Source organism: Comamonas sp. (assembly GCF_009360615.1).
Taxonomy (GTDB): domain Bacteria; phylum Pseudomonadota; class Gammaproteobacteria; order Burkholderiales; family Burkholderiaceae_C; genus Comamonas.
Map to the genome: position 1 here is coordinate 24,485 of NZ_SPEY01000021.1, position 23,525 is coordinate 48,009.

At 65.0% G+C, this 23,525-nt stretch carries 16 protein-coding genes; 14 read left to right on the top strand and 2 right to left on the bottom strand.

Translation table 11 applies throughout. The annotated features are described in order from the left end of the window. Positions 1-268: 268 nt before the first annotated feature. On the bottom strand, positions 269-2,440 hold the full coding sequence (gene dinG / locus E2583_RS07100; RefSeq protein ID WP_291594393.1) for an ATP-dependent DNA helicase DinG: 2,172 nt from the start codon (positions 2,438-2,440) through the stop codon (positions 269-271). A 283-nt stretch (positions 2,441-2,723) separates the two neighbouring features. Here dinG and E2583_RS07105 point away from each other — a divergent pair, with 283 nt between their 5' ends. From E2583_RS07105 to E2583_RS07130, 6 genes are all read left to right on the top strand, one after another. Further along, positions 2,724-3,023: a hypothetical protein gene (locus E2583_RS07105; RefSeq protein ID WP_291594395.1), complete on the top strand. Its 300-nt coding sequence runs from the start codon at positions 2,724-2,726 to the stop codon at positions 3,021-3,023. A gap of 525 nt (positions 3,024-3,548) precedes the next feature. Continuing rightward, positions 3,549-4,640: an efflux RND transporter periplasmic adaptor subunit gene (locus E2583_RS07110; protein ID WP_291594396.1), complete on the top strand. Its 1,092-nt coding sequence runs from the start codon at positions 3,549-3,551 to the stop codon at positions 4,638-4,640. Between the two features lie 19 nt (positions 4,641-4,659). Next, on the top strand, positions 4,660-7,773 hold the full coding sequence (locus E2583_RS07115; RefSeq protein WP_291594398.1) for a CusA/CzcA family heavy metal efflux RND transporter: 3,114 nt from the start codon (positions 4,660-4,662) through the stop codon (positions 7,771-7,773). After that, positions 7,751-9,046 carry a TolC family protein gene (locus tag E2583_RS07120; protein ID WP_291594399.1) on the top strand — a complete coding sequence of 432 codons (1,296 nt, stop codon included), beginning with the start codon at positions 7,751-7,753 and terminating at the stop codon, positions 9,044-9,046. Before E2583_RS07115 ends, E2583_RS07120 begins: the two co-directional genes overlap by 23 nt. A 122-nt stretch (positions 9,047-9,168) precedes the next feature. Then, positions 9,169-9,873 carry a response regulator transcription factor gene (locus E2583_RS07125; protein ID WP_167007567.1) on the top strand — a complete coding sequence of 235 codons (705 nt, stop codon included), beginning with the start codon at positions 9,169-9,171 and terminating at the stop codon, positions 9,871-9,873. Beyond that, on the top strand, positions 9,873-11,270 hold the full coding sequence (locus tag E2583_RS07130; RefSeq protein WP_291594403.1) for a HAMP domain-containing sensor histidine kinase: 1,398 nt from the start codon (positions 9,873-9,875) through the stop codon (positions 11,268-11,270). Before E2583_RS07125 ends, E2583_RS07130 begins: the two co-directional genes overlap by 1 nt. An 18-nt stretch (positions 11,271-11,288) precedes the next feature. Here E2583_RS07130 and E2583_RS07135 read toward each other — a convergent pair whose 3' ends face one another. Beyond that, a complete protein-coding gene (locus tag E2583_RS07135; protein WP_291594405.1) occupies positions 11,289-11,696 on the bottom strand; it encodes a YkgJ family cysteine cluster protein in 408 nt (135 codons plus the stop codon). Between the two features lie 156 nt (positions 11,697-11,852). On the opposite strand from E2583_RS07135, the gene E2583_RS07140 reads away from it, so the two are divergent. The 8 genes from E2583_RS07140 to E2583_RS07175 all read left to right on the top strand — a co-directional run bounded on the left by E2583_RS07140 (position 11,853) and on the right by E2583_RS07175 (position 23,517). Next, the gene (locus E2583_RS07140) at positions 11,853-12,470 is read left to right on the top strand and encodes a glutathione S-transferase family protein (RefSeq protein ID WP_291594407.1); all 618 of its coding nucleotides are present in this window, start codon (positions 11,853-11,855) and stop codon (positions 12,468-12,470) included. 991 nt (positions 12,471-13,461) lie between these two features. Next, on the top strand, positions 13,462-15,627 hold the full coding sequence (locus E2583_RS07145; protein ID WP_291594409.1) for an indolepyruvate ferredoxin oxidoreductase subunit alpha: 2,166 nt from the start codon (positions 13,462-13,464) through the stop codon (positions 15,625-15,627). A gap of 12 nt (positions 15,628-15,639) precedes the next feature. Continuing rightward, positions 15,640-17,136, top strand: a complete 1,497-nt coding sequence (locus tag E2583_RS07150; protein ID WP_291594412.1) for an indolepyruvate oxidoreductase subunit beta family protein — start codon at positions 15,640-15,642, stop codon at positions 17,134-17,136. A gap of 12 nt (positions 17,137-17,148) precedes the next feature. Then, a complete protein-coding gene (locus E2583_RS07155) occupies positions 17,149-18,138 on the top strand; it encodes a PDR/VanB family oxidoreductase (RefSeq protein WP_291594414.1) in 990 nt (329 codons plus the stop codon). A 55-nt stretch (positions 18,139-18,193) separates the two neighbouring features. Then, positions 18,194-19,165 (top strand): tripartite tricarboxylate transporter substrate binding protein, encoded by a 972-nt coding sequence (locus E2583_RS07160; protein WP_291594415.1) that lies wholly within the window; start codon positions 18,194-18,196, stop codon positions 19,163-19,165. 20 nt (positions 19,166-19,185) lie between these two features. Next, positions 19,186-20,529: an aromatic ring-hydroxylating dioxygenase subunit alpha gene (locus E2583_RS07165; RefSeq protein ID WP_291594439.1), complete on the top strand. Its 1,344-nt coding sequence runs from the start codon at positions 19,186-19,188 to the stop codon at positions 20,527-20,529. Continuing rightward, positions 20,526-22,991, top strand: a complete 2,466-nt coding sequence (locus tag E2583_RS07170; protein ID WP_291594416.1) for a penicillin acylase family protein — start codon at positions 20,526-20,528, stop codon at positions 22,989-22,991. The genes E2583_RS07165 and E2583_RS07170 overlap by 4 nt, the downstream gene beginning before the upstream one ends. Positions 22,992-23,001: 10 nt before the next feature. Next, positions 23,002-23,517, top strand: coding sequence for an aromatic-ring-hydroxylating dioxygenase subunit beta (locus E2583_RS07175; RefSeq protein WP_291594418.1), 516 nt, complete (start codon positions 23,002-23,004; stop codon positions 23,515-23,517). Positions 23,518-23,525: the final 8 nt, after the last annotated feature.

Sequence of the window (23,525 nt, forward strand, 5' to 3'; positions counted from 1 at the left end):
AGGCCTGACCCTGCTGCTACGGGCAAGACCTTGCGGGTCGGCATGCCCGACAGGCCCGGACGGCGCTCGCACTGCCAGGCAACTGTTAGAAAAATTACAAATGCGCGGAGTGCCCTGCGGCGGCGGTGGCAGGCTGCGAGGCGGGGGCTGCAGCCGCGCAGAAAGCCAGCCTGTCGCGAGCCTCCAAGCCGCGATAAACGGGCTCAGGAATGCCGTGAAAGAGCATGAGCATGCCTCGACTCATCGAGGCCGGGTTTCTCACCGGAATTCAAGGCCCCCGTACAGGACGGCGTTGCAGCGTGAAAGGCGGCAGGCCCTTGATGAGCAACTGTCCGTAGCTGGTGCCCGTCAGGCGGCGGTCATAGCAGTACACGTGGGCCTGGTCTTCCTCGGTGCGGATGGCGCGGCCGACCCATTGGGCCAGGCGAATGGCTGTGGCCGGCACCACCAGTTCGTTGAACGGATTGCGACCGCTGCTGCGCAGCCATTCGGCTCTGGCTTCGCCAACGGGGTCGTCGGGTGGCGCGAAAGGCAGCTTGGTGATGAACAGCGATTCGCAGAGCGCTCCGGGAAGGTCCAATCCCTCGCCGAAGGACTGCATGCCGAAGATGATGGAGGGCTCGCCCATCTCGACGGCTTCGCGGTGGCGTGCCAGCAGGGTCTGGCGGGGCAGGGCGGTCTGCACCAGCACCTGGTTGCGCATGCTGGTGGACAGTGCATCCACTGCCTGGCGCATCTGCTCGCGGGAGGTGAACAGCACCAGTGCGCCAGCCTGGATACGGCTCAGATCGTTCAACAGGGCCTCGACCATCTCCTCGGTGAAGCGCGCGGCTTCACGCGGGTCTGAGGCCGTTTCACGGGCCACCAACGTGCCCTGGCGCGCATAGTCGAAGGGACTTGGCACTTCCAGCGTAGTGACGGACTCGTCATTGGCCAGCCCCGCTTCACGCAGGAAGAAGTCGAAATGGCCGCAACTGGTCAGCGTGGCCGAGGTCAGCACCGCACCGCGTACCTGCGACCACAGATGCTGGCGCAGGGTGGAGCCGGGCTGAATCGGGCTGGCGTGGGCCTTGACCACGATGAACTCGCCGTCCATCTCCAGCGTGAACCACTTGGCATGGGGCACCATCTTGCCGTCGCTGTCGGTTTCGTTGTTCTGCAGCAGCAATTGCGTGGTGTTGAAAATGGCTTCCAGCCTGGGTGCCAGTGCGCCCACCTGCGCATAGACGGTGGACAGGCGCTGCGCTTCCTCGGGTTGTTCCTTGATTTGCGCGCGCAGGGCCTTGGAGACGGCACGCAGCGCATCCAGAAAGCTGTCTGCGTGGTGCGCAATCTGTCCCAGAGGCTCCAGAAGCGCCTCTGGCAGCATTCCGCGGGGGGCCCTTACCCTGGCAGGCCCATAGCTGTCTTTCTGCGATTTGAGCGTCTCTCCGTAGTGCTCCATGACCAGTCTCGCCAGCTCCTGCATCTGCTGGCGCAGTTGAGATGCATGCTTGGGCACGTCGGCCAGCTCCTCGACTTCGGCGACCTGGTTCACACGCAGCGCCCGGCTGGCCAGCTTGTCGATCCAGCCCAGGCGGCTCAGATCCATCTCGCCGGCAAACTGGTCCAGAGCCGTGGAGGGCAGGTGGTGGGCTTCATCGAGCACCAGCAGGCAGTTGTCCAGCTCGGGCAGCAGCTTGGATCCCAGCGAGGAAAGCAGCAAATCATGATTGGCCACGATGACTTGTGCTGCGACCAGATCCTTGCGGCGTTCGTAGTAGACGCAGTTGCCGAAGGCCGGGCAGTGCTTTCCGGTGCATGAGGAAGACTCGGCTGCCACGGGGGTCCAGGCCTCGGCTTCCGGCGGGGTCTCCAGCGAATCGCGGTCGCCGTTCCAGGCCTCGGTGGCCAATGCATCGGCCATGGATTTGTAGAACTGCATGCGGGCCTGCAGCTCGTGCTGAGGGCGGCTGAACTTGGTCTGACCCTGTTCATCGCCAAACAGATCGTCCATCTCGTCCTGCGCTTCCCCCGTGCTCGCCAGACGTTCCAGCTTGAGCTTGCAGACAAAGCGGCCACGCCCCTTGGCCAGGGCGAATTTGAACGGCTGGTCGAGCTTTTGCGCCAGGGCCGGCAAATCCTTGTTCACCAGCTGTTCCTGCAGGGCCACCGTGGCCGTGGAGATCAGCACCCGCGTGCCGCGCGACAGCGCCATGCGGATGGCCGGAATGCTGTAGGCCAACGATTTCCCGACACCGGTTCCTGCCTGCACGACTGCGATGGCGCGACGCGGTTCCGGCTCGCCCTCGTCGACTTTTCCGAGCTGGGCCTGGCTCAGCGTCTGTGCGATCTGGGCCGCCATTTTTCGCTGTCCCTCACGACTGCGAAATCCCGGCATGGCACCGACCACGGCATCAAAGGAATTCAAGGCCTCTTCAGCCCACTTTTTTTCATGCATTTCAGCGTTTTTCGAGACGCAAGGACGCTGTGCTCTTGCGACTTATAAGTATTCGTACAGAGATATGTATCAAATAAGATTGAATTTCTTATGTGATACGGCATACAGATCAGGGGAGTCTGTATGTGCTACAGCAGTATCCCGGGGAGTTGGCAGATAGAGCTTTTCCACTGCTTGTATGGGACTTGTTCATTGTAGTTGTGGATTCTGACGGGTGTGGTTACCAAGAAACTTATCCACAGAGAGATTTGAGGATGCGCCTGTATATATCCTGAAGACAACCATGTGGCAAACCCTGTGGACATTTATGTTAAATTTTTATGAACAAAAAGATTTTTCTGGATTCTGGATTGGCTGTGTTTTTGCAGAGATGGCACGGTTTTCAAGTGCTGTGGGTAAGGTTGTTCATAGCTTTCTTCGCTCTTGTCGCTGGCGAAAAGGCATATTTATCCACAAGTCTGATCCAAGACCGTTGGAGCGGCTGGAGGCGCAGGATTACCCACCGGCAATGCCCGTCGCGCCGGTTTGTATGCAAGAGAGCCTGTTTCTGTTGAAATCTGGGAGCAAAGGAGGAGGAGGGTGAAATCTGTCCACCGCGTGGATAACTTCAAAGCTCACCTTTTGATAGTAGATATTCATTGACTATCAAAGGTTTGATTGTTTTTTCTCCGAATTTCAGAGACCAGACATGGTTCCGCCTTTGATCAGGAATTCTTGATACTTTTAGTACTCATGTATGAAAAAATACATGAAAAATGCCTGATTTTTGAGCAAAAGGCAGGGGAGATGAGTGAGTTGCCTGGGAAATAGTCAAAGCCTGGTTGTCCGAAGGCGGATTTCCCGGTTTCAGACCCTCAGCGGAGTCGGGCTTGCTCTGCGGCCTTGCTCCGGTTCGCGTCCGTGCCGGGCCTTACCAAACCGTAATGCGTGTGTCATCCACGCAGTGGGATGCTCTTCCTAGCATGGCGCCAACACTGCAGGTGAAGTCGCGGACGCGCCCGTCACGTCACTTGCCGGACTTGTGAAAGACTGAACGATGTACAAGAGCCTTGTGAGACAGCCGGCAGCGGCACATTTACCCCATCGGACATTGGCAAGACTGCCGGTGATGGCTGTGGCCGTTGCCGTGGCGGGTCTGCTGATCGGCTGTGATGCCTCCCGGGCCACCGAGGAGGCGCAGAAGCCGCTTGCCCCACTGCCAAAGGGCTTTATCCAGGTCAAGCCAGCCTCGGTGAAGATGCTGGAGATCGCGCCTGTGGCCGATCCGCAGGGACTGCAGATGGCCTGGGCTCCTGCGCATGTGGCATTTGTCGAGGACCGCGTGGCTTCGGTCTCGGTGCCGGTCTCGGCGCGTGTCGTGTCTGTCAACGCGCATGTGGGCGATATGGTCAAGGCCGGAGATCTGCTGGCGACCCTGGTCAGTCCCGATGCACTGCGTACACGCTATGACGTGGCTGCGGCCAAGACGGCACATGACGTGGCCGTGGTGGAAGCCCAGCGACAGCAGACCATGGTGGACAAGGGCGTGGGTGTGGAGGTCGATCTGCGTGCCGCACAGGCCAAGCTGCGTGAGACTTCCCAGGAGCTGGGCCGTGCCCAGGGCACGGCAGCGCTGCTGGGCTCCGGCGGCGGTGATCGCATCGAGCTGCGCGCACCGCGCGCGGGCATCGTGGCCGAGCGCAAGGCCGTGGTTGGTACGGCGGCTGAACCGGGAGCTGCGCTGTTCATGATTGGCGATCCCCAGGCCATGAATGTGGTCGCCGAGGTGTTCGAGTCGGACCTGCCCGGCATCCGTCTGGGAAGCCCCGTGCAGGTCGAGGTGCCGCAACTGCCCAAACCGATCAAGGGGACGGTGCGCCACCTGGGGGCCACTCTGGACAAGGAGTCGCGCCGTGCGGCCGTGGTGGTGGAGCTGAGTGAACAGAACCCGGTGTTGCGTCCCGGCATGCAGGCCAAGGTGGGGGTGCAGCTGTCGAATCTGCAGGAGATGCTGATTCCCGTCACTGCCGTGCTGATCAAGGACGAAAGTCGCAGCGTGGTCTATGTGCAGCATGACAACAACCAGTTCGAGGCGCGTGTGGTGACGCTGGGGCGTCCGTCACGTGGCATGGTGCCGGTGATCAGCGGCCTCAAGGTCGGCGAGAAGATCGTGGTGCGTGGTGGTCTGCTGCTCGACGGCGCGGCCAGTCAGCTGCTGTAGTCCGGCAGGAGCCTGAACCATGCTGAGTTCCTTTATTTCGTTTGTGGTCCACCGCCGGCTGCTGGCGCTTTGCGCCACGCTGGCGATTGCCGTCTATGGCGTCTATGCCTATCTGCAGACGGCCATCGAGGCCTATCCCGACGTGACCAATGTGCAGGTCGGGGTGATCACCCAGGCGCCGGGCCTGGCTCCCGAAGAGGTGGAGCGCCAGATCACCCAGCCGCTGGAGCGTGAGCTCAACGGAACGCCGGGTCTGATATCGCTGCGATCGGAGAGTTATTTCGGTCTCTCCATGATCAACCTGGTCTTCAACGACGACGCCAAGAGCTTTACGGCGCGCGCCGAGGTCTCGCAGCGTCTGCCGCAGGCGGATCTGCCCAGTGGCGTGACGCCCGAAATGGCGCCTGACTACACGCCCTTGGGCAAGATCTTCTACTACCGCCTGCAAAGCGACAGACATACTCTGGCGCAGCTGCGCACCGAGCAGGAGTGGCATGTGGTGCGCGTGCTCAAGCAGGTGCAGGGCGTGGCCGACGTGGTGAGCATTGGCGGCTTCGTCAAGGAATTTCACGTTGAAGTCGACCCCGAGAAGCTTTACAGCCTGGGCCTGTCGCTGGACGATGTGAGCGACGCGCTCTCCAAATCCAACCGCAACGTGGGTGGCGGCCTGATGCGCCGTGGCGAGCAGTCCTTCATCATTCGCGGTATCGGCCTGCTGCGCAATCCGCAGGAGATTCAGGATGTGGTCGTTGCCATGCGTGGCAAGGCTCCCGTGACCATCGGCGACGTGGCGCGTGTCGCGCAGTCGCATACGCCGCGCCAGGGCTCGGTGGGTATGGACGACCAGAACGATGTGGTGCAGGGCATTGTGCTGCTCAAGCGCGGCGCCAACCCCTCCATCGTGCTCGATGACATTCATGCCAAGGTCGATGAGCTCAACAGCGGCGGCCTGCCCGAAGGCATGCACATGGTCACCAACTATGACCGCTCCGATCTGGTGGGCCATACGCTCAAGACCGTGCAGCACAACCTGCTGTTCGGTGCCACGCTGATCGTGGCCGTTCTTTGGCTGTTCCTGCGCAGCCTGCGCGGCTCGCTGATCGTGGCCACGGTGATCCCGCTGTCGCTGCTCGTGGCCTTCATCGGCCTGCACTGGCTGGGCATGCCTGCCAATCTGATCTCCATGGGCGCCATCGACTTCGGCATCATGGTGGACGGTGCCGTGGTGCTGGCCGAGAACATCATCCGAAATGCACGGCTGCGCAAGCCGCAGACGGCCAACGACATGCGCCACATCATTGTGGATTCCGCGGTGGCCGTGGCCAAGCCTACGCTGTTCGCCATGGCCATCGTGATTGCGGCGCTGATCCCCGTGTTCTCGTTGCAGAGCATCGAAGGCCGCATCTTCCGCCCGCTGGCCATGACCTACAGCTTTGCCCTGCTGGGTGCGCTGGTGTTCGCCATGGGTCTCGTTCCCGCGCTGTGTGCCTTGCTGCTCAAGCCCAAGCATGTGATGGTGGAAGAGCCCAAGATCTTCGACCGCGCCCACCACGGCTACCAGCACTGGATCGCCAAGGTGCTGGGCGCAGCCAGGCGCCGCACTGCGGTGATCGCCGTGTTCGTGAGCGTGCTGGTGGTGGCCGGGGTTTCCGCCAAGTGGCTGGGCACCGAGTTCCTGCCCGAGCTCGATGAGGGCGATGCCTATGTGCTGGTGCAGATGCCGGCTTCCATCTCGCTGGAGAAAGGCCAGGAAGTGCTGCGCGATGTGCGTCTTCGCCTCAAGGTCTTCCCCGAGGTGATCACCGTCACCACGGAGCAGGGACGTCCGGAATCGGGCACCGACAACGAGACGCTGAACCTGGCCAAGGTGCTGGTGCGTCTGAAGCCCCATGGTGAATGGCGCAAGGGCTTGACCAAGCCCGCGTTGATCGAGGAAATGCGGGCGACGCTGGGTGAGATTCCCGGTGTGGCCTTCAACTTCGCACAGCCCATTCGCGACAGCGTGGAAGAGTCCACATCGGGCGCGCGTGGTCAGGTCGTGCTCAAGCTGTTCGGCCCCGATATTCCCACGCTGCGCAGCATTCTTCAGCAAACCAAGTCGCTGGTGAAGGACATCAATGGCGTGGTCGATCTGGATCTGTATCGCGACGCTCCGGCACCGCAGGTGCATGTGCAGTTCGACCGCCAGGCCCTGGCGCGCCAGGGCATTGCCATGGAGGACGCGCAAAAGACCCTGGAAGTGGCCCTGGCCGGCAATGTGGCCACCACTTTGTGGGAAGGCGAATTCCCCGTTCCCGTGCGCGTGCGCCTGCCCTATGTGGACCGCATGGACGAGGAGCGCATCCGCAACATTGCCATACCGCTGCCCGATGGCGGCTCGGTGCCGCTGGGTTCGGTCGGTACGGTCAGCATGAAGATCGGCAACTCCTCCATCTTCCGCGAAGGCAATGCACGCTACATGGCGCTCAAGTTCAACGTCGAAGGCCGCGATATCGGCTCGGTGGTGAAGGACACGCTGGCCACCTTCAAGCAGAACGTGAAGCTGCCCGAGGGCTATCAGGCCGTCTGGGGCGGAGAGTGGGAGAACCAGCAGCGCGCGGCTGCGCGTCTGAAGGTGGTGGTGCCGCTGTCGCTGGTCATCGTCTATGCCCTGCTGTTCGGTGCGCTGGGCCAGGCCCGAAGCGCCGGCATCATCTTGCTGTGCGCGCCGTTTGCCATGGTGGGCGGCATTGCGGCCCTGCATCTGGCGCATATCGAGCTTTCCATCAGCGCGGCCATCGGCTTTATTGCCCTGCTCGGGCAGGTGGCCCTGGCGGGGCTGCTGGTGGTCTCTGCAGTCGAGGATCTGCGCCGCCAGGGCATGCCCCTGATGCAGGCGCTGATCGAAGGTGCGGCCGAGCGTATGCGCTCCATCGTTCTGGTGGCGCTGCTGGCGCTGCTGGGCCTGCTGCCCATGGCTCTGTCCACCGGCGTGGGCAGCGAAACCCAGCGCCCGTTCGCCTCGGTGATCGTCGGAGGCATGGTGGTGCTGCCCCTGGTGGCGCTGGTGCTGCTGCCCGTGCTGTATGCCTTGCTGGGCCCCAAGAACATGTTGACGCAGGAAGAACGTGATGAAAGCGCTCAGGATGAATAAGTGGCACTCCCTGGCCATGGCTGCCGCACTGTGCTGCGGTGCGCTCGGTGGCCTTGCCCATGCTGCCGATGCGATGGACGCGCCAGCGCAGAGCAGTGCTGCAGCGGGCCGTATGGCGGCCCCCGTGCAGCCTGTGACCCTGCAGGAATATCTGCGCATCGTGGTGCAGAACCAGCCCAATCTGGCTGCCGATCGCATGCAGCTGGATCTGGCCAGGGCCGACAGCAAGACCGCTGCCACCATCACCAATCCTGCCATGCATTACTCCAGCAAGCGCGGCGAAAAGGAATGGGGTGTTGAGCAGGCCATTCCCATCTTCGGCCAGCGCGGCATGCGCATCGAGAACGCCAGGCTGGGCGAGAAGGCCGCAGAGGCCAACGCCGACGTGGCGGTCGCCGTCACCATGAGCGATGCCGCCCATGCCTTCAATGAGCTGCTGGTGGCACAGCAGCGCTATCAGGTGTGGTTGGCTGCCCGTGATGAGCTGGAGAAGGCCGGCAACATCGTCAGGGGTCAGATCGAAGCCGGTACACGCAGCCGCTATGACGGCGCGCGACTGAACCTGCAGCAGGCCCAGATGAGCATGCAGGTCAGCAAGGCGCAGGCCGCCTTGCGGGATGCCGCATCGCGTGTGGCTGCCATTGCGGCCCTGCCTCAATGGCAGGTGCGTGTGGAAGGCAGCCTGCAGGCCACCGATCTGCGCAAGGCACCCGGCTACGAGCAGCTGTGGAACCAGGCGCAGATCCAGTTGCCGAGCCTGCGTGCCGCGCAGGCCGAGCTGGACAGAGCACGCCAGAAGATCCAGCTCGAGCAGCGGGAAGCGCTGCCCACTCCATCCATCGGTCTCGCCCGCATCCGCAATAGCGTGGACGGCAGTTTCAACCAGGTGGGCGTGAGCGTGGAGATCCCGCTGTTCGACCGCCGCCAGGGCCCCATCGAGCGCGCCAAGGTCGAGGCCGACCAGGCCGAGCTGCGCCGCGATGCGGCCTGGCTGGCCGCGCAGTCCGAACTGCAGCGTGCCTTGCAGCAACTGTCGCTGCGCCGCACTGCCGTGCGAGACTACGAGAAGGAAGGGCTGGCGCAGATTGCGCCGCTGCACCAGATGGCTCAGGACGCCTACAAGTTGGGCAAGGGCACGATTCTGGAGCTGATCGATGCGCTGGGCTCGATCACCGAGCACCGGCTGGAGCATCTGGAGCTGGTCAAGGACATGCTGGACGCCGAGTGGGAAGTGCGTCTGGCCAGCGGCGATCTGCCACAGGTGCAGCCTTGAGCGAGGCAGGGGAGATGGCCCAAACCCCTGCACCACCTCCTGATGCTGCGGTGCCGTCGGCTGCGAACGCGGATGCAACGGCTTATAGTGTCTGTCCACCAACGGCCAGAGACAGACTCCGCATGTACCGCTACCTCATCATCGAAGACGATGCGCTCAATGCGCGTTACATCGCTGAAGGGTTGCGCCAGCAGGGCGCGCATGTCAGCGTCTGCGGTGACGGCGTGCAAGGCATCGCCCAGGCGGTGGGCGAGAACTGGGATGTCATCATCCTCGACCGCATGCTGCCCAATGGCTTTGACGGACTGCAGATTCTGCAGGCGCTGAGGTCCATGGGAAAGCAGACCCCGGTGCTGGTGCTCAGCGCCCTGTCTGCCACGGACGAGAGAGTGCGCGGGCTCAAGGCCGGCTGCGATGACTATCTGACCAAGCCCTTTGCATTTTCCGAGCTGTCGGCCAGGCTCGAAGCCCTGGTGCGCCGTGCCCAGATCCCGGCTCCCACGCGCGAGATGCAGGTGGCCGATCTGCGCGTCAACCTGATTTCGCGCAGTGCCGAGCGAGCCGGCCAGCCGCTTTCGCTGCAACCGCGCGAATTCCGCCTGCTGGCGTTTCTCATGCAGCACGCGCACCAGATCGTCACGCGTACCATGCTGCTGGAGTCGGTCTGGGATTACCGCTTCGATCCGCAGACCAATGTGATCGACGTGCACATCAGCCGCTTGCGCAGCAAGGTGGACAAAGGCTTTGCCACGCCTCTCATCCATACCGTGCGCGGTGTGGGCTACAGCCTCTCGGACCAGCCGCAAGACCTGCCCGAGGTGGTCTGATGGTGCGCTCCAGACCCTGGAGTTCGCTGGCCTTCAGGCTGGCGCTCAGCTATGGCGGCCTGATGGTGCTGACCATGGCCATTGTGCTCGCGGTCTTCTATGTCCAGACTGTGGGCGTGGTGCGGGTGAGGCTCGACAAGCAGGCCGAAAACCATGTACGCAGACTGATGGAGCATTCGGCCAAATACGGGCCGGGAGCGCTGGAGAGCGAGATACTGCAGACCATTCGTGACGGCGTGAACACCGACACGGAAATCCTCATCCTCATGAACCCGCAGGGCGAGACCATTGTCAGCAATGCAGAGGTCTATCCCCCGCGCAGGCTCAGCATCATGGGGGTGCGCGAGCTGACCGTGAAGCGCAACGGACGGTTGATGGTCGGGCGGGTGGCCGTCGTGGAAATGCCCAATGGCAATCTCCTGGCGGTGGGCAGCGACATGCAGCTGCAGCGCGACATGGAGGAGCTGTTCGGTCAGGCCAGCCTGCTGGCGGCTGTGGCGGCCTGCATCATGGCTCTGATCGGTGCCATCGTCTTCAGGCGCGTGGTGGACGAGCGCGCGGCGGCCATTCGCAGCACCATGTCGCGCGTGGCGGCCGGTGAACTGCGCCAGCGTATTCCGGTCGATCAGCGCGGCGATGAATTCACGCTGCTCAACCGCGATATCAACACCATGCTCGACAGGCTGGAGCAGTTGATGGAAGGCATACGCCATGTCTCCAACAGCATTGCGCACAACCTCAGAACGCCGCTGACGCGCATTCTGCTGCGCCTGCGCAATGCGCAGCATGCCAGTCCCGAGATGCAGTCCGCCACGCTGGCGCTGGTGGCCGAGGAGGTGGCGGAGCTGGGCGTGGTGTTCGAGAAGCTGCTGCAGATCGCCGAAGTGGAAAGCGGAGCCAGTCGCAAGAGCTTTGCATCGGTTGATCTGCAGGCCTTGCTGGTCGATGTGGTGGACTTCTACGAGCCGCTGGTGGAAGACGCCGGAGGCATACTCCGCCTGGACGTGCAGGATGGCGTGCAGGCACTGGGAGATGGCGACCTGCTGGCCAGCGCCGTTTCCAATCTTGTCGATAACGCCATCAAGTACGGCGCGGCACCCGACGACATTCACGGGGCGGACGTGCTGTTGCGTGCGGCACCAGCGCAGGAGTTTGGCAGCGACGGTGCCTGGGGCGTGGAGATCACCGTGCAGGACCAGGGCCCGGGTGCAGATCCTCATACCCTGGAGAAGATGACCACCCGCTTCTACCGCGCGGAATCGGATCGCCCGGGCTATGGGCTGGGCCTCGCCAGCGTGCTGGCCATTGTCCAGCTGCATGGCGGCAAGCTCAGTTTTCACAACGCCCATCCTGGCATGATGGCGCGCATCTGGTTGCCTGCCGTGGCCGATGTCTGAAGCGTTTCCCCGGTGCTTTCAGATCTGCGACAGCGCCTTGTTGCCGTAGGCACAGAAGCCGGGCTTGGGCCCCTTCTTGGGATGCAGTCTGCAGGTCTCCGGGCGCTTTTCATAGACCGTGCAGCGGCGCGTGTTCTTGTCCAGAAAATTGCAGTCGCCACCCGCACGGCGGGCCATGGTGAAGATCTCGTGCTTGGGGTTGAAGTGGTCGATCAGGCGCATCTTCAGCAGCCGCCTGGCGATCAGCTTGGGCTCGATGTTTTCGACCTCGAACGGGTCCACCAGCTCCAGGCGCACCAGATCCGGCAGGCGTACCTCCAGCGGCATGGTGCAGCAATTGGCTGCGCAGCTGTCACACATGCCGGCTTTGTACTTGCTCCAGGTTTCCAGGCGGTCGACGTCAACAATGCGGATGGAGGATTTCATTTCGGGTGGGGCACTTCTGGGAGAAGCGCGATGCTGCCATGAGATGTCGATGTCTGCCTTGCGCCATTGCTATGAGCAGACCCGGTTCATGGGATTGAGCGGGCTGCGCAGCAGCCTACACTGCACGGGCATATCACCATCCACGGGAGAACGATTTTGGCAAGCCAAACCACGCTTTACTACGCAGCTGGCACCTGCGCGCAGGCCGTACTGATTGCGCTTTATGAGGCCGATGCCCAGTTCACGCTCAAGACGCTGAGCTTTGCCGACAACGAGCAGCGCAGCCCCGAATACCTGAGCATCAATCCCAAGGGCAGAGTGCCCGCGCTGGCCACGGAACACGGTGTGCTGACCGAGACTCCCGCGCTGCTGCTGTACGTGGCGCAGACCCATCCGCAGGCAAGACTGGCGCCGCTCAATGATCCCTTCGCGCTGGCGCAGATGCAGGAGTTCAATGCCTATCTGGCATCGACCGCGCACATCGCCCACGCCCACCGTCCGCGCGCCTCGCGCTGGGCCGACGACGAGGCCGCCCAGGCCGCCATGCGCGCCAAGGTGCCGCAGAACATGCGCGAATGCTTTGCCGTGATCGAACAGCACTATCTGGGTGACAAGACCTGGGTGATGGGCGAGCAGTTCACCGTGGCCGACGGCTATCTCTACACCGTGGCGGGCTGGCTCAAGGGCGACGGCGTGGACATTGCCGAATTCCCGCGCGTGGCGGCCCACTTCGAGCGCGTGAAGGCCAGGGCTTCGGTGCAGAGGCTGGGCTGACAGTGTCTCAATGGACTGACGTGACGGGATACGTAGTACGCATGCCTGCGTACCGGTGAATTGCCATAGCTCCGGTGACGAGGGTTGTGGCAGTCCTGTCTGCGCTCCAATCGGAGAGGGCCCCAGGCTCTCTTCGCGGCAAGCGACAGCCGGATCACTCGCTCAAAAAAGCAGGCCAGAAAAGCCAGAAAATCATGGGTCCGCGCCAGGCCGGCTGCTCCAGGGGCCAACCCATGGAGAGTGGGCGGGTGCCGTCAACGGAGAATCCGGTTCGGCAGAAATCATCCAGAAAGTGCATGGGCTGCTCGAGGTCGAGTTGACCGAAGGCGACCCATATCGGTAGGCCGGTCGTGTGCGCAAGGGCCGGTGGCCGGAAGATCGGATGCGGATCAGGCGGTCCGCGAGGAGCCGCTCAACAGTTCACCGGATCTGCGCAACACCATCATGGATGGCCTGGACGGATTGGCAAATACTGTGCGGCCAGACATTGAACCCCGGCGGGTGGCGTGCATGTGTGCAACTTGATGCAATGCTGAAGGCAAGGCGGATCGGATTCCGGGGGCCAGCGGTGCTCCGCTCCAGCAGCTCGACCCAGAGCAGACAATTCCCAACGATGTGAACATCGGGCGTGCTGCGGCAATGGCTCGAAATTCAACGCAAATCAGCCTGAAGCGGTGCCCTCGTGGCCGGCCGCCGCTACCAGGCCCGTGGCTCGGCGCTCTCAGCGTCGGCCGTAGTGGCAGGCGTACGCCAGATCCGGGACCGTCCCGGGATATCCAGAGCTACTTTCCCCCGTGGCGCACAGGCATGTGCCAGTGCGTGCGTCAGACATTCCCGCACTGCTTTTGATCCGAGACACGGTATCTGTCATTTCCTTTGAGGCTAGGGAAAACTATGATTTTGGATATATTTATTTTTAAAGTAATGCGTGCCATATTCATCCAAAATCATCAATGCCCGTTCCCGCGCGGGCCCTGTGAAGGATCTTGCGATGGCAGAACGTTCGTTTGTCGAGGAGGTCAAGAAGCTCCGTCTGGGTGCCGGCGAGGTATTCCACGGTGAGGGCATCCTGGCAGTGACAAAGGCTCTGCTGGAGTCGGGCGTGAACTACGTCGCGGGCTACCAGGGCGCTCCCATCTCGCATTTGATGGATGTGCTGGCCGACGCCCAGGACATCCTGATCGAGCATGGCATCCGCTTCGAGAACAGCGCCAGCGAGGCCACGGCCGCCGCCACGCTGGCCGCATCGGTCAACTATCCGCTGCGCGGCGCGGTGACCTTCAAGGCCACGGTGGGCACGAATGTGGCCTCCGACGCGCTGGCCAACCTGGCCTCGGGCGGCGTCAAGGGCGGGGCGCTGGTCATCGTTGGCGAGGACTACGGCGAGGGCTCGTCCATCATGCAGGAACGCAGCCATGCCTTTGCGATGAAGTCGCAGATATGGATGCTCGATCCGCGCCCCAACCTGCCGAGCATCGTGAAGGCGGTGAAGGACGGTTTCGAGCTGTCCGAGGCCAGCAACACCCCGGTGATGCTGCAGCTGCGCATCCGCGCCTGCCACGTGCATGGCCAGTTCACCGCCAGCGACAACCGCCGTCCTTCCTACACCCTGGAGCAGGCCATGGCCCAGCCGCAGCGCGACGTGGGCCGCATCGTGCTGCCGCCGGCCAGCTTTCTGCACGAGCAGGAGAAGGTCAGGCAGCGCTGGCCGGCCGCCGTGCGCTTCATCGAGGAGCGCGGGCTCAACGAGTTCTTTGCCGAGGGGGCGGGAGACCTGGGCATTGCCTGTCAGGGCGGCAGCTACAACACCCTGATCCGGGCGCTGCAGCAGCTCGATCTGGCCGATGCCTACGGCAACACGCAGATCCCGCTGTATGTGATGAACGTGGCCTACCCGCTGGTGGACAACGAGCTGCTGCGCTTCAGCGAAGGCAAGCGCGCCGTGCTGCTGGTGGAAGAAGGCCAGCCGAACTTTGTCGAGCAGAACGTGGCGACCATCCTGCGCCAGGCCGGCTCGGCCACCTCGCTGCACGGCAAGGACGTGCTGCCGGTGGCGGGGGAATACACCACGGCTGCCGTGCTCAAGGGCCTGCGCGCTTTCCTGGAGATGCATGGCAAGCTGCAGTCGCAGCCCGCGCCGCGCAAGATCATCCCGCTGACACCCGCACGGGCCGAACCGGAGCGCTCCCTGGAGGCCAGCGTGCAGGCGCGCCCGCCGGGCTTTTGCACCGGCTGCCCCGAGCGGCCCATCTTCACCGCGATGAAGCTGGTCGAGCGCGAGCTGGGCGAGCACCACGTCAGCGCCGACATCGGCTGCCACCTTTTCTCCATCCTGCCGCCCTTCAACCTGGGCAACACCACGATGGGATACGGGCTGGGTGCTGCAGGGGCGGCGGCCTTCAATCCCCCGCAGCAGCAGGAAGGCGGCAAGCGCGTGATCTCGGTCATGGGGGATGGGGGGTTCTGGCACAACGGCCTGACCAGCGGCATCGCCAACGCGGTGTTCAACAAGAGCGACAACCTGACCATCGTCGTCGACAACAGCTACACCTCGGCCACGGGCGGGCAGGACATCCTCTCGTCGGCGGCGCGCAATCCCACGCGCAGCACCAACCATGCGATCGAAAGGGCGGTGCGCGGCGTAGGCGTGAACTGGGTCAAGACTGTGCGCCACACCTACGACCTGAAGTCCATGGTCGGTACGCTGCGCGAGGCGCTGACCACCCAGGAACAGGGCCCCAAGGTGCTGGTGGCACAGAGCGAGTGCATGCTCAACAAGCAGCGTCGCATCAAGCCGCAGCAGCACGCCGCCGTGGCGCGCGGCGAGCGCGTGGTGCGCGAGCGATTTGGCGTCGATTCCGACACCTGCACGGGCGACCACTCGTGCATCAGGCTCTCTGGGTGCCCGTCGCTGTCCATCAAGCCCAATCCCGATCCGTTGCGCACCGATCCGGTGGCGACCGTCATCGACAGCTGCGTGGGCTGTGGCCTGTGCGGCGAGGTCTCGCATGCCGCCGTGCTCTGTCCCTCGTTCTACCGCGCACAGATCGTGAGCAACCCCACGCGCTGGGACCGCCTGCGCCAGCGCCTGCGCGGCGCCGTGATCGGCTGGCTGCAGGGGCGCGACCAGCGCCGCCTCGACCGCCATGCCTTTTGAGCTGACACTGCCATGAAAACCCAACCCATCAAGATTGCGATCCTCGCCATGGGCGGCGAGGGCGGCGGCGTGCTGGCCGACTGGATCGTCGACCTCGCGGAGCACAACGACTACATCGCCCAGACCACGTCGGTGCCCGGGGTGGCGCAGCGCACCGGTGCCACCATCTACTACGTCGAACTGTACCCGGCCGAGCAGGCGCGCCGCGATGGAGCACAGCCGGTGCTGGCGCTGATGCCGTTGCCCGGAGATGTGGACGTGGTGCTGGCCTCCGAGCTGATGGAGGCCGGCAGGGCCGTGCAGCGTGGCCTGGTCACGGCGGACCGCACCACGCTGATCTCTTCCACGCACCGCGTCTATGCCATCGCCGAAAAGACGGCCATGGGCGACGGCCGCGTGGACGACGCCAGTCTGCTGTCCCATGCCGAGCGCGCCGCCAAGCGCTTCGTGCGCTTCGACATGGCCGAGGCCGCGCAGGCCAGTGGCAGCGTGGTCAGCGCCGTGCTGTTTGGCGCGCTGGCGGGCACCGGCGTACTGCCGTTCAGCCGCGCGCAGTTCGAGACCACGATCGAGCGCGGCGGCGTGGGCGTCAAGGCCAGTCTCAAGGCTTTCGGCGGCGCCTGTGACCGGACCCGGCAGGAGGACGACGAGCCGGTGATCAGCGCCTCACCGGCCACCGTTGCCGCTCTGCCCGGAGATCCCCGGATAGCAGCGCTGCTGCAGCGCGTGGAGCAGGGTTTTGCGGTCGACGCGCGGCCCGTGGTGATCGAAGGCGTGCGCCGCATGATCGACTACCAGGATCCCGGCTATGCCACGCTCTACCTCGACCGCCTGGAGCGGATGCAGGCGCTGGCCGAAGGCTCCGGCCTGCTACTGCGCGAGACGGCGCGGCATCTCGCGCTGTGGATGAGCTACGAGGACACCATTCGCGTGGCCGACCTCAAGACGCGCGCCAGCCGCTTTGCGCGCGTGCAGTCCGAAGTGGGGTTGCGGCAGGGCCAGCAGCTGGCGATCAAGGAATACATGCATCCACGCATCGAGGAGATCTGCGAGACCCTGCCGGCAGGCCTGGGCCGCTGGCTGCAGCGCCCGCACGCCGTGCACCGCCTGCTGGCACGCTTCACGCGTGAAGGTCGCGTGGTCACCACCAGCTCGCTGCGCGGCTATCTGCTGCTGTGGGGACTGTCGCGGCTGCGCGGCATTCGGCGCAGCACGCTGCGCTACCAGATGGAGAACGCACACATCGAGCAGTGGCTGGCGCACATCGAAGCGGCTGCACGGCACAACCCGGCCCTGGCGGTGGAGGTGGCGCAGTGCCAGCGCCTCGTCAAGGGCTACAGCGACACGCATGCGCGCGGCCTGTCGAACTACCTGCGGTTGATGGAGGCGGTGCGGGCTGCGGGCCAACGCCTGGCACCGGCCACGCTGCGCGAATTGCGCGAGGCCGCCTTGGCCGATGAACACGGCAAGGCGTTGCAGGCGGCGCTCATGCGCCATGCCCTGGCCTGAAGGAGACCTACCATGGAAACGATTGCTGTCGAAGTCGCCGCAGTTGACCTGCTGAATCCGCTGATCCGCCGTTTCACGCTGCGCGCGGTGGACGGCCGCGCGCTGCCGGGCTTCAGCGCCGGAGCCCATGTGCGAGTGCAGGTGGGGCTGCCGGGCAAGGCTCAGGGGGAGGTGCAGGACTGGCGCCACTACTCGTTGGTGAACACGGATGCCGGCACCGACACCGGCCTGCCGCAGCCACAGTACACCATCGCGGTGCGCAACGAGGACAGGGGCCGCGGCGGCTCGCGCTGGATGCACGCTCTCCAGGTCGGCCAGCGTATCGTCATCGAGCCGCCGAAGAACGATTTTCCGCTGGGCACGCACCCGGGTTGCGCGGTGCTGGTGGCCGGTGGCATCGGCTTCACGCCGCTGGCCAGCATGGCGGCCGCGCGTCGCGCTGCCGGCCTGCCGGTGCGCATGCTCTATGCCGGCCGCAGCCACGGGCAGATGGCCTTTGTGCCCGAGCTGCAGGCTCTGTTGGGCGATTCGCTGGCCTTGCACGCCGACGAAGACCATGGCGCGCCGCCGGACGTTGCGGCGCTGCTGGACGGCTGCTCCGGCGAGGACCAGCTCTATGTCTGCGGCCCGCGCGTGATGCTCGATGCGGTGCTGGCCGCCAGCGATGCACGCGGCTGGCCACGCGAGCGGGTGCATTTCGAACTCTTCACCGCGCCGGTGGCGGCTGCCGGCGACCAGTCCATCGAGCTGGTGCTGGCGCAGAGCGGCCGACAGCTCACCGTGCCGGCCGGCCAGTCCATCCTCGACTGCCTGATCGAGCACGGCTGCGATCCGCTGTTCGACTGCAAGCGCGGCGAATGCGGCGTCTGCGCTGCACAGGTGATCGAGGGCGAGATCGACCACCGCGATGCCGTGCTCAGCGCCGCCGAGCGCGCCGGCGGCACGGTGATGCAGATCTGCGTCTCGCGGGCACGCAGTGCGCGGCTGGTGCTCGATCTCTGAAACCGCGCCCTTTGCCTCTCTTCCTCCCCACCAACCCGCTTCCAGGAGTCCTGCGATGCATCCCACCACGCTGTCCCGCCGCCAAGTGCTCTCCCTGCTGCCCCTGGCCGCAGCCACCTCGCTGGCCCTGGCCGATGGCAAGCCCATCGAATGGGTCGTCGGCTACGCCCCGGGCGGCGGCTCCGACACCGTGGCGCGCATGCTGGCCGAGGCCATGAGCCGCTCCATGGGCCAGAGCATCATCGTCATCAACAAACCTGGCGCCGGCTCCAACATCGCGGGCGACTATGTGGCCAAGGCGCGCGACGCAGAGCACATGGTGTTCACCGCGGACTCGGCCGTGCTTGCGGCCAACCCCTTCCTCTACAGCAAGCTGACCTACAGCGCGGAAAAGGACTTTGCTTCGGTGGGCACCATCGCCCGTTTTCCGCTGGTGCTGGTCGTGCAGCCGAATGCCAAGCCCAGGAATCTCAAGGACTTCATGGCCTGGGTGCGCAGCGACTCAGCGGGCATGAGCTACGGCAGCCCCGGCACCGGCAGCCCGCACCACCTGGCGACCGAGCTGTTCCGCCAGCAGACAGGCTTGACGCTGACGCACGTTCCCTACCGCGGCGCGGCGCCAGCCATTGCCGACGTGGTCGGCGGCCAGTTGCCCTTCATGTTCGTCGATACCTCCAGCGGCGGTGCCTTCATTACCTCGGGCAAGGTGCGTGCCATCGGCGTGGCCAGCGCCCAGCGCCTGTCCAGCATGCCCGATATTCCCACGTTGACCGAGCAGGGCCTGCCCGGCTTCGAGGCCTCGGCCTGGCAGGCGCTGGTGGCACCGGCCGGCGTCAGCGCCGCGACGGTGAAGGTGCTGAACAAGCACCTGGTGGATGCGCTGAACTCCACCGATATCCGCGCCCGCATGCAGACCCTGGGCATCGAGCCGCTGCCAGGCACGTCGCAGGCGCTGGCCCGGTTCTCGGCGCAGGAGCGCGAGCGCTGGGGCCGCGTGGTGCGCGAAGCCAACATCAAGCTGGACTGAAGGAGGGCGCCATGTCCACCATGTCTGAGTATCGCGATAACCCCGCCGCCATCCGCGCCCTGGTGCGCGACACCGAGGTGCACAAGGACTGCTACATCCATCCCGAGATCTTTGCGCTGGAGATGGAGCAACTGTTTGCCAACACCTGGATCTATGTCGGCCACGCCAGCCAGGTGCCCCAGCCGGGGGACTACTTCGCCACCACCGTGGGCGACCAGCCGGTGGTGATGGTGCGCCACACCGACCAGAGCATCAAGGTGCTGTACAACCGCTGCGCGCACAAAGGGGTCAAGGTCACGCCCGACGGCTGCGGCAGCACCGGCAAGTTCTTCCGATGCCCCTACCATGCCTGGACCTACCGCACCGACGGCAAGCTGCTGTCCATCCCGCTGAAGAAGGGTTACGAGAATACCGGCCTGGAGGACTGCGAGGCCAGCAAGGGTCTGGCCACCGTGGGCGCGGTGCAGGTTTATCGCGATTTCGTCTTCTGCCGGCTGAACCCCGAGGGCATGGGCTTCGAGGAATTCTTCGGCCCCTCGCTCTCGACGCTGGACAATATGGTCGAGCGCTCGCCCGAGGGCCGGCTCGAAGTGGCAGGTGGCGTGATGCGTTACCTGCACCGCTGCAACTGGAAGATGCTGGTCGACAACCAGACCGATACCTGCCACCCCATGGTCGCGCACGAGTCCTCGGCCGGCACGGCGGTCAAGGTCTGGGAGAACGCGCCCGAGGGCACGCCCAAGCCGATGGCGGTGGAGCTGTTCGCACCCTTTGTGAACCCCTACGAGTTTTTCGAGAACATGGGCATCCGTGTCTGGCCCAACGGCCACGGCCACACCGGCGTCAGCGACTCCATTCACGCGGCCTATTCGCCTGCGCCTGGCTACTGGGAGAGCATGGTGGCCACCTACGGCGAGGAGCGCGCGAAGGCCATCCTCGGCGATGTGCGCCACAACACCGTGTATTTCCCCAACATCATGGTCAAGGGCCCGATCCAGACGCTGCGCATCTTCCGCCCGCTGGCCGTCGACCGCACACTGGTCGAGAGCTGGACCTTCCGCCTCGTCGGCGCGCCGGACCTTTTGCTGGAGCGCACGCTGATGTACAACCGCCTGGTCAATGCGCCCACCTCGGTGGTCGGCCACGACGACCTGGAGATGTACGAGCGCGCACAGCAGGGACTGGCCGCGCGCGGCTTGCAGTGGGTGAACGTGGCCCGGCTGTTCGATCCCGCCGAGAAGGAGCAGGAGGCTGTTCCCGAAGGAACCGTCACCAACGGCACCAACGAATGGCAGATGCGCAGCCAGATGCGTGCCTGGGCGCGCTTCATGACTGAGGGTATGACCGATGGAGCGGCAGCATGAGCGGGCAGCACAACCGCCTGGCGCTGCTGCGGTTGGGGGGCACTGCGGGCATCGGGCTGTGCGCGGCCGTGCTGGCCGGCTGCGGTGGTTCCGTGCAGACCGCATCCGATCGCACGGTCCTGATCAAGCGCGACAGCCATGGCGTGCCGCACGTCTATGCCAAGGACACATATGGCCTTTTCCATGGCTTTGGCTATGCGGTTGCGGAAGACCGCCTCTACCAGCTCGAGATGGCCAAGCGTTCCGGCAACGGCAGTGTGGCCGAGGTGCTGGGGCCGAACTATGTGGCCACCGACACCAGCACGCGCTCGAACATCGACCCGGCCAGCATCCGGCGCCAGATCGACGCACTCGGCTCGGACGACCGCGCCCTGTTCGAAGGTTACGCGGCCGGCGTCAACGCCCGCATCCGCGACGTGCTCGCCGACCGGGCCAAGCTGCTGCCCAAGCAGTTCATCGACAACGGATTCCTGCCGGTGGAATGGACGGCCGACGACGTTGCCCTGGTCTGGATCGGCCTCATCCTGAACCGCTTCTTCGCCGGTACGGCCGAGCTCGGCAACCTGACCCTGCTGCAGCAGCTGCAGGCCGCGCGCGGCGAAGCCACCGGTCAGGCGCTCTACGAGCAGATGCGCTGGCTGGAAGATCCCACCGCGCCGACCATCGTGCCGCGTCGCCCTGCGGGGCGTGCGCCGGCGGCCCGGCGGGAGCCCGGTGCCGGTCGGCTGGCACCGGTATCGGCCCAGGCTGCGTCCGACTTCCAGGCGGCACAGGCCATCCGTCTCGGCCTGGAGGCGGAGCGGCAGATGCCGACCGCCAGCAACGCCATGGTGCTGGCGCCGCAGCGCACCCGAGAGGGCGTGGCGGTGCTTTACAACGGACCGCAGCAGGGCTTCAACAACCCGTCCTTCGTGCATGGCATCGGCCTGCACGGCGCCGGCTACAACGTGACGGGTGCCACGCCGGTCGGACTGCCGGCGGTGTTCTTCGGCACCAATGGCCGCATCGCCTGGGGCTCCACGGTGGGATCGCTCGATACCAACGACCTCTACCAGGAGGCGCTGAACCCCGCCAACCGCTACCAGTACCGCCACCAGGGCGGCTACCGCCCCATGGTGCTGCGCACCGAAGAGGTCCGCGTCAAGGGTGAGGCGCCGCGCCGTATCGACATCTATGCCACGGTGCATGGCTTCGTGCAGAGCTGGGATCTGGCCAATGGCCGCGCCTATACGCTGCGCAGCAGCTGGCACGGGCGCGAAGTCGAGACACTTCTGGGCTGGGCGCAGGCGGCGCGGGCCCGCGACTGGCAGCAGTTCCTGGCGCAGGGCGCCCGCGTCAGCGCCTCCATCACCTGGTTCTATGCCGACGTGGCGGGCAACATCGGCGCTGTCGGCCTGGGCAGCCTGCCGAAGCGACCCACAGTGCAGGATATCCGTTTCCCGGCCCGCGGCGATGGCAGCATGGAGTGGGAGGGCCTGCTGCCGTTCAGCGCGAACCCGCGCAGCTACAACCCCGGGCAGGGCTACCTGGCGAGCTGGAACAACCAGATCGCCGAGGGTCTGCGCGCCGATGGTGCCAACTTCTCCCAGGTGGACCGTGTGGCCGAACTCCATGCCCAGTTGCATGACGCGGGCCCGCTGTCGGTCGATGAGGTTTGGCGGGTGGCCCAGAACGGCGCGCTGGCCGACCTCAATGCGCGCTATTTCGTACCGCTGATCGTGAAGGCCGCAGCCAGCCTGCCGGCCGATGCGCCAGGGCGCCGCGCGGCCGAGCTGCTGATGCGCTGGGACTTCCGCAACCGAGCCGCCGGCGAGATCTATGACAACAACGCCACCACGGTGCTGCGGGCGTGGCTGGACGCCATGGTGCAGCGGCTGCTGGCGGACGACCTGCCGCCTGCAGTGCTCGCCGGCTACACCAGCCTCGGCTACCCCAGCCTGACATCGCGTGGGTCGCCCGGCAGCGTGCAGCCCGCTTCGGCCGCGAAGCTGATCTGGAATGCGTTGCGCGGCCCGGCCGCTGGCGTGCCGCAGCGCTTCGACTTCCTCAACGGCAAGGAGCCGCAGGCCCTGATACGGGCAGCGCTCGACGATGCAGTGGAGGGGCTCACCGAGCGCCTCGGGCCCGACATGACCCGCTGGACCACACCCGTGGTTCGGCACCGCTTCGCCAGCAGCAACGCCATCGGAGTGCCCTGGGCGGGCGCTGACGAGCAGCCGGAACTGCCCCTGTACCTGAACCTCGGCACGCTGAACTACCGAGTCGTGTTGCGCCCCGGCGCCGTGCAGATGTGCTCGGTCGCCGCGCCGGGCCAGAGCGGCTTTGTCGGTCCGGACGGGCGCCCGGGCCGGCACTACGGCGACCAGCTGGCGCTGTTGCGCGACTTCGGATGCAAGCCCGAGCGACTGACCCATGCCGAGGTCGATGCCGACCTGGACAGCACGCGCATGCTGCGCTACTGAGGAGTCTGCGATGACACAATCACCCTCCACCACCATCGTCACGGACCAGCAACTGGTCGATTTTGTGCTCGACGAGGCCGCCTTGCTCGACGAGCAGCGCTGGGGCGACTGGATGGCCCTGTTCACCGAGGACGGCCACTACTGGATGCCGCTGGCCCATGGTCAGACCGACCCGCGTCTGCAGGCGTCACTGCTGTACGAGGACCGGCTGCTGCTGCAGGTGCGCATCGAACGGCTGCGCGGCGCCCGCACCTTCTCGCAGCAGCCCGCGAGCCGCTGCCACCACCTGCTGCAGACGCCGCGCGTGATGGCGCGCGACGATGCGGCCGGCGTCTACACCTGCCGCACGGCGTTCCACTACATCGAGACGCGGCAGGACGAGCAGACGCTGTATGCCGGCTGGGCCAGCCACGAACTGGTGTGGCAGGGCGATGGCCAGGGCGACGGCGCGCTGCGCATGCGCCTCAAGCGCGTGGACCTGGTGAACTGCGATGCCGCTTTCGGCAACATGCAACTCTTCATGTGAGGCCCCTT

Coding starts and splice junctions, on each gene's coding strand:
- dinG (WP_291594393.1), bottom strand. CDS start 2,440: ATGCATGAAAAAAAGTGGGCTGAAGAGGCCTTGAATTCCTTTGATGCC.
- E2583_RS07105 (WP_291594395.1), top strand. CDS start 2,724: ATGTGGCAAACCCTGTGGACATTTATGTTAAATTTTTATGAACAAAAA.
- E2583_RS07110 (WP_291594396.1), top strand. CDS start 3,549: ATGGCTGTGGCCGTTGCCGTGGCGGGTCTGCTGATCGGCTGTGATGCC.
- E2583_RS07115 (WP_291594398.1), top strand. CDS start 4,660: ATGCTGAGTTCCTTTATTTCGTTTGTGGTCCACCGCCGGCTGCTGGCG.
- E2583_RS07120 (WP_291594399.1), top strand. CDS start 7,751: ATGAAAGCGCTCAGGATGAATAAGTGGCACTCCCTGGCCATGGCTGCC.
- E2583_RS07125 (WP_167007567.1), top strand. CDS start 9,169: ATGTACCGCTACCTCATCATCGAAGACGATGCGCTCAATGCGCGTTAC.
- E2583_RS07130 (WP_291594403.1), top strand. CDS start 9,873: ATGGTGCGCTCCAGACCCTGGAGTTCGCTGGCCTTCAGGCTGGCGCTC.
- E2583_RS07135 (WP_291594405.1), bottom strand. CDS start 11,696: ATGAAATCCTCCATCCGCATTGTTGACGTCGACCGCCTGGAAACCTGG.
- E2583_RS07145 (WP_291594409.1), top strand. CDS start 13,462: ATGGCAGAACGTTCGTTTGTCGAGGAGGTCAAGAAGCTCCGTCTGGGT.
- E2583_RS07150 (WP_291594412.1), top strand. CDS start 15,640: ATGAAAACCCAACCCATCAAGATTGCGATCCTCGCCATGGGCGGCGAG.
- E2583_RS07155 (WP_291594414.1), top strand. CDS start 17,149: ATGGAAACGATTGCTGTCGAAGTCGCCGCAGTTGACCTGCTGAATCCG.
- E2583_RS07160 (WP_291594415.1), top strand. CDS start 18,194: ATGCATCCCACCACGCTGTCCCGCCGCCAAGTGCTCTCCCTGCTGCCC.
- E2583_RS07165 (WP_291594439.1), top strand. CDS start 19,186: ATGTCTGAGTATCGCGATAACCCCGCCGCCATCCGCGCCCTGGTGCGC.
- E2583_RS07170 (WP_291594416.1), top strand. CDS start 20,526: ATGAGCGGGCAGCACAACCGCCTGGCGCTGCTGCGGTTGGGGGGCACT.
- E2583_RS07175 (WP_291594418.1), top strand. CDS start 23,002: ATGACACAATCACCCTCCACCACCATCGTCACGGACCAGCAACTGGTC.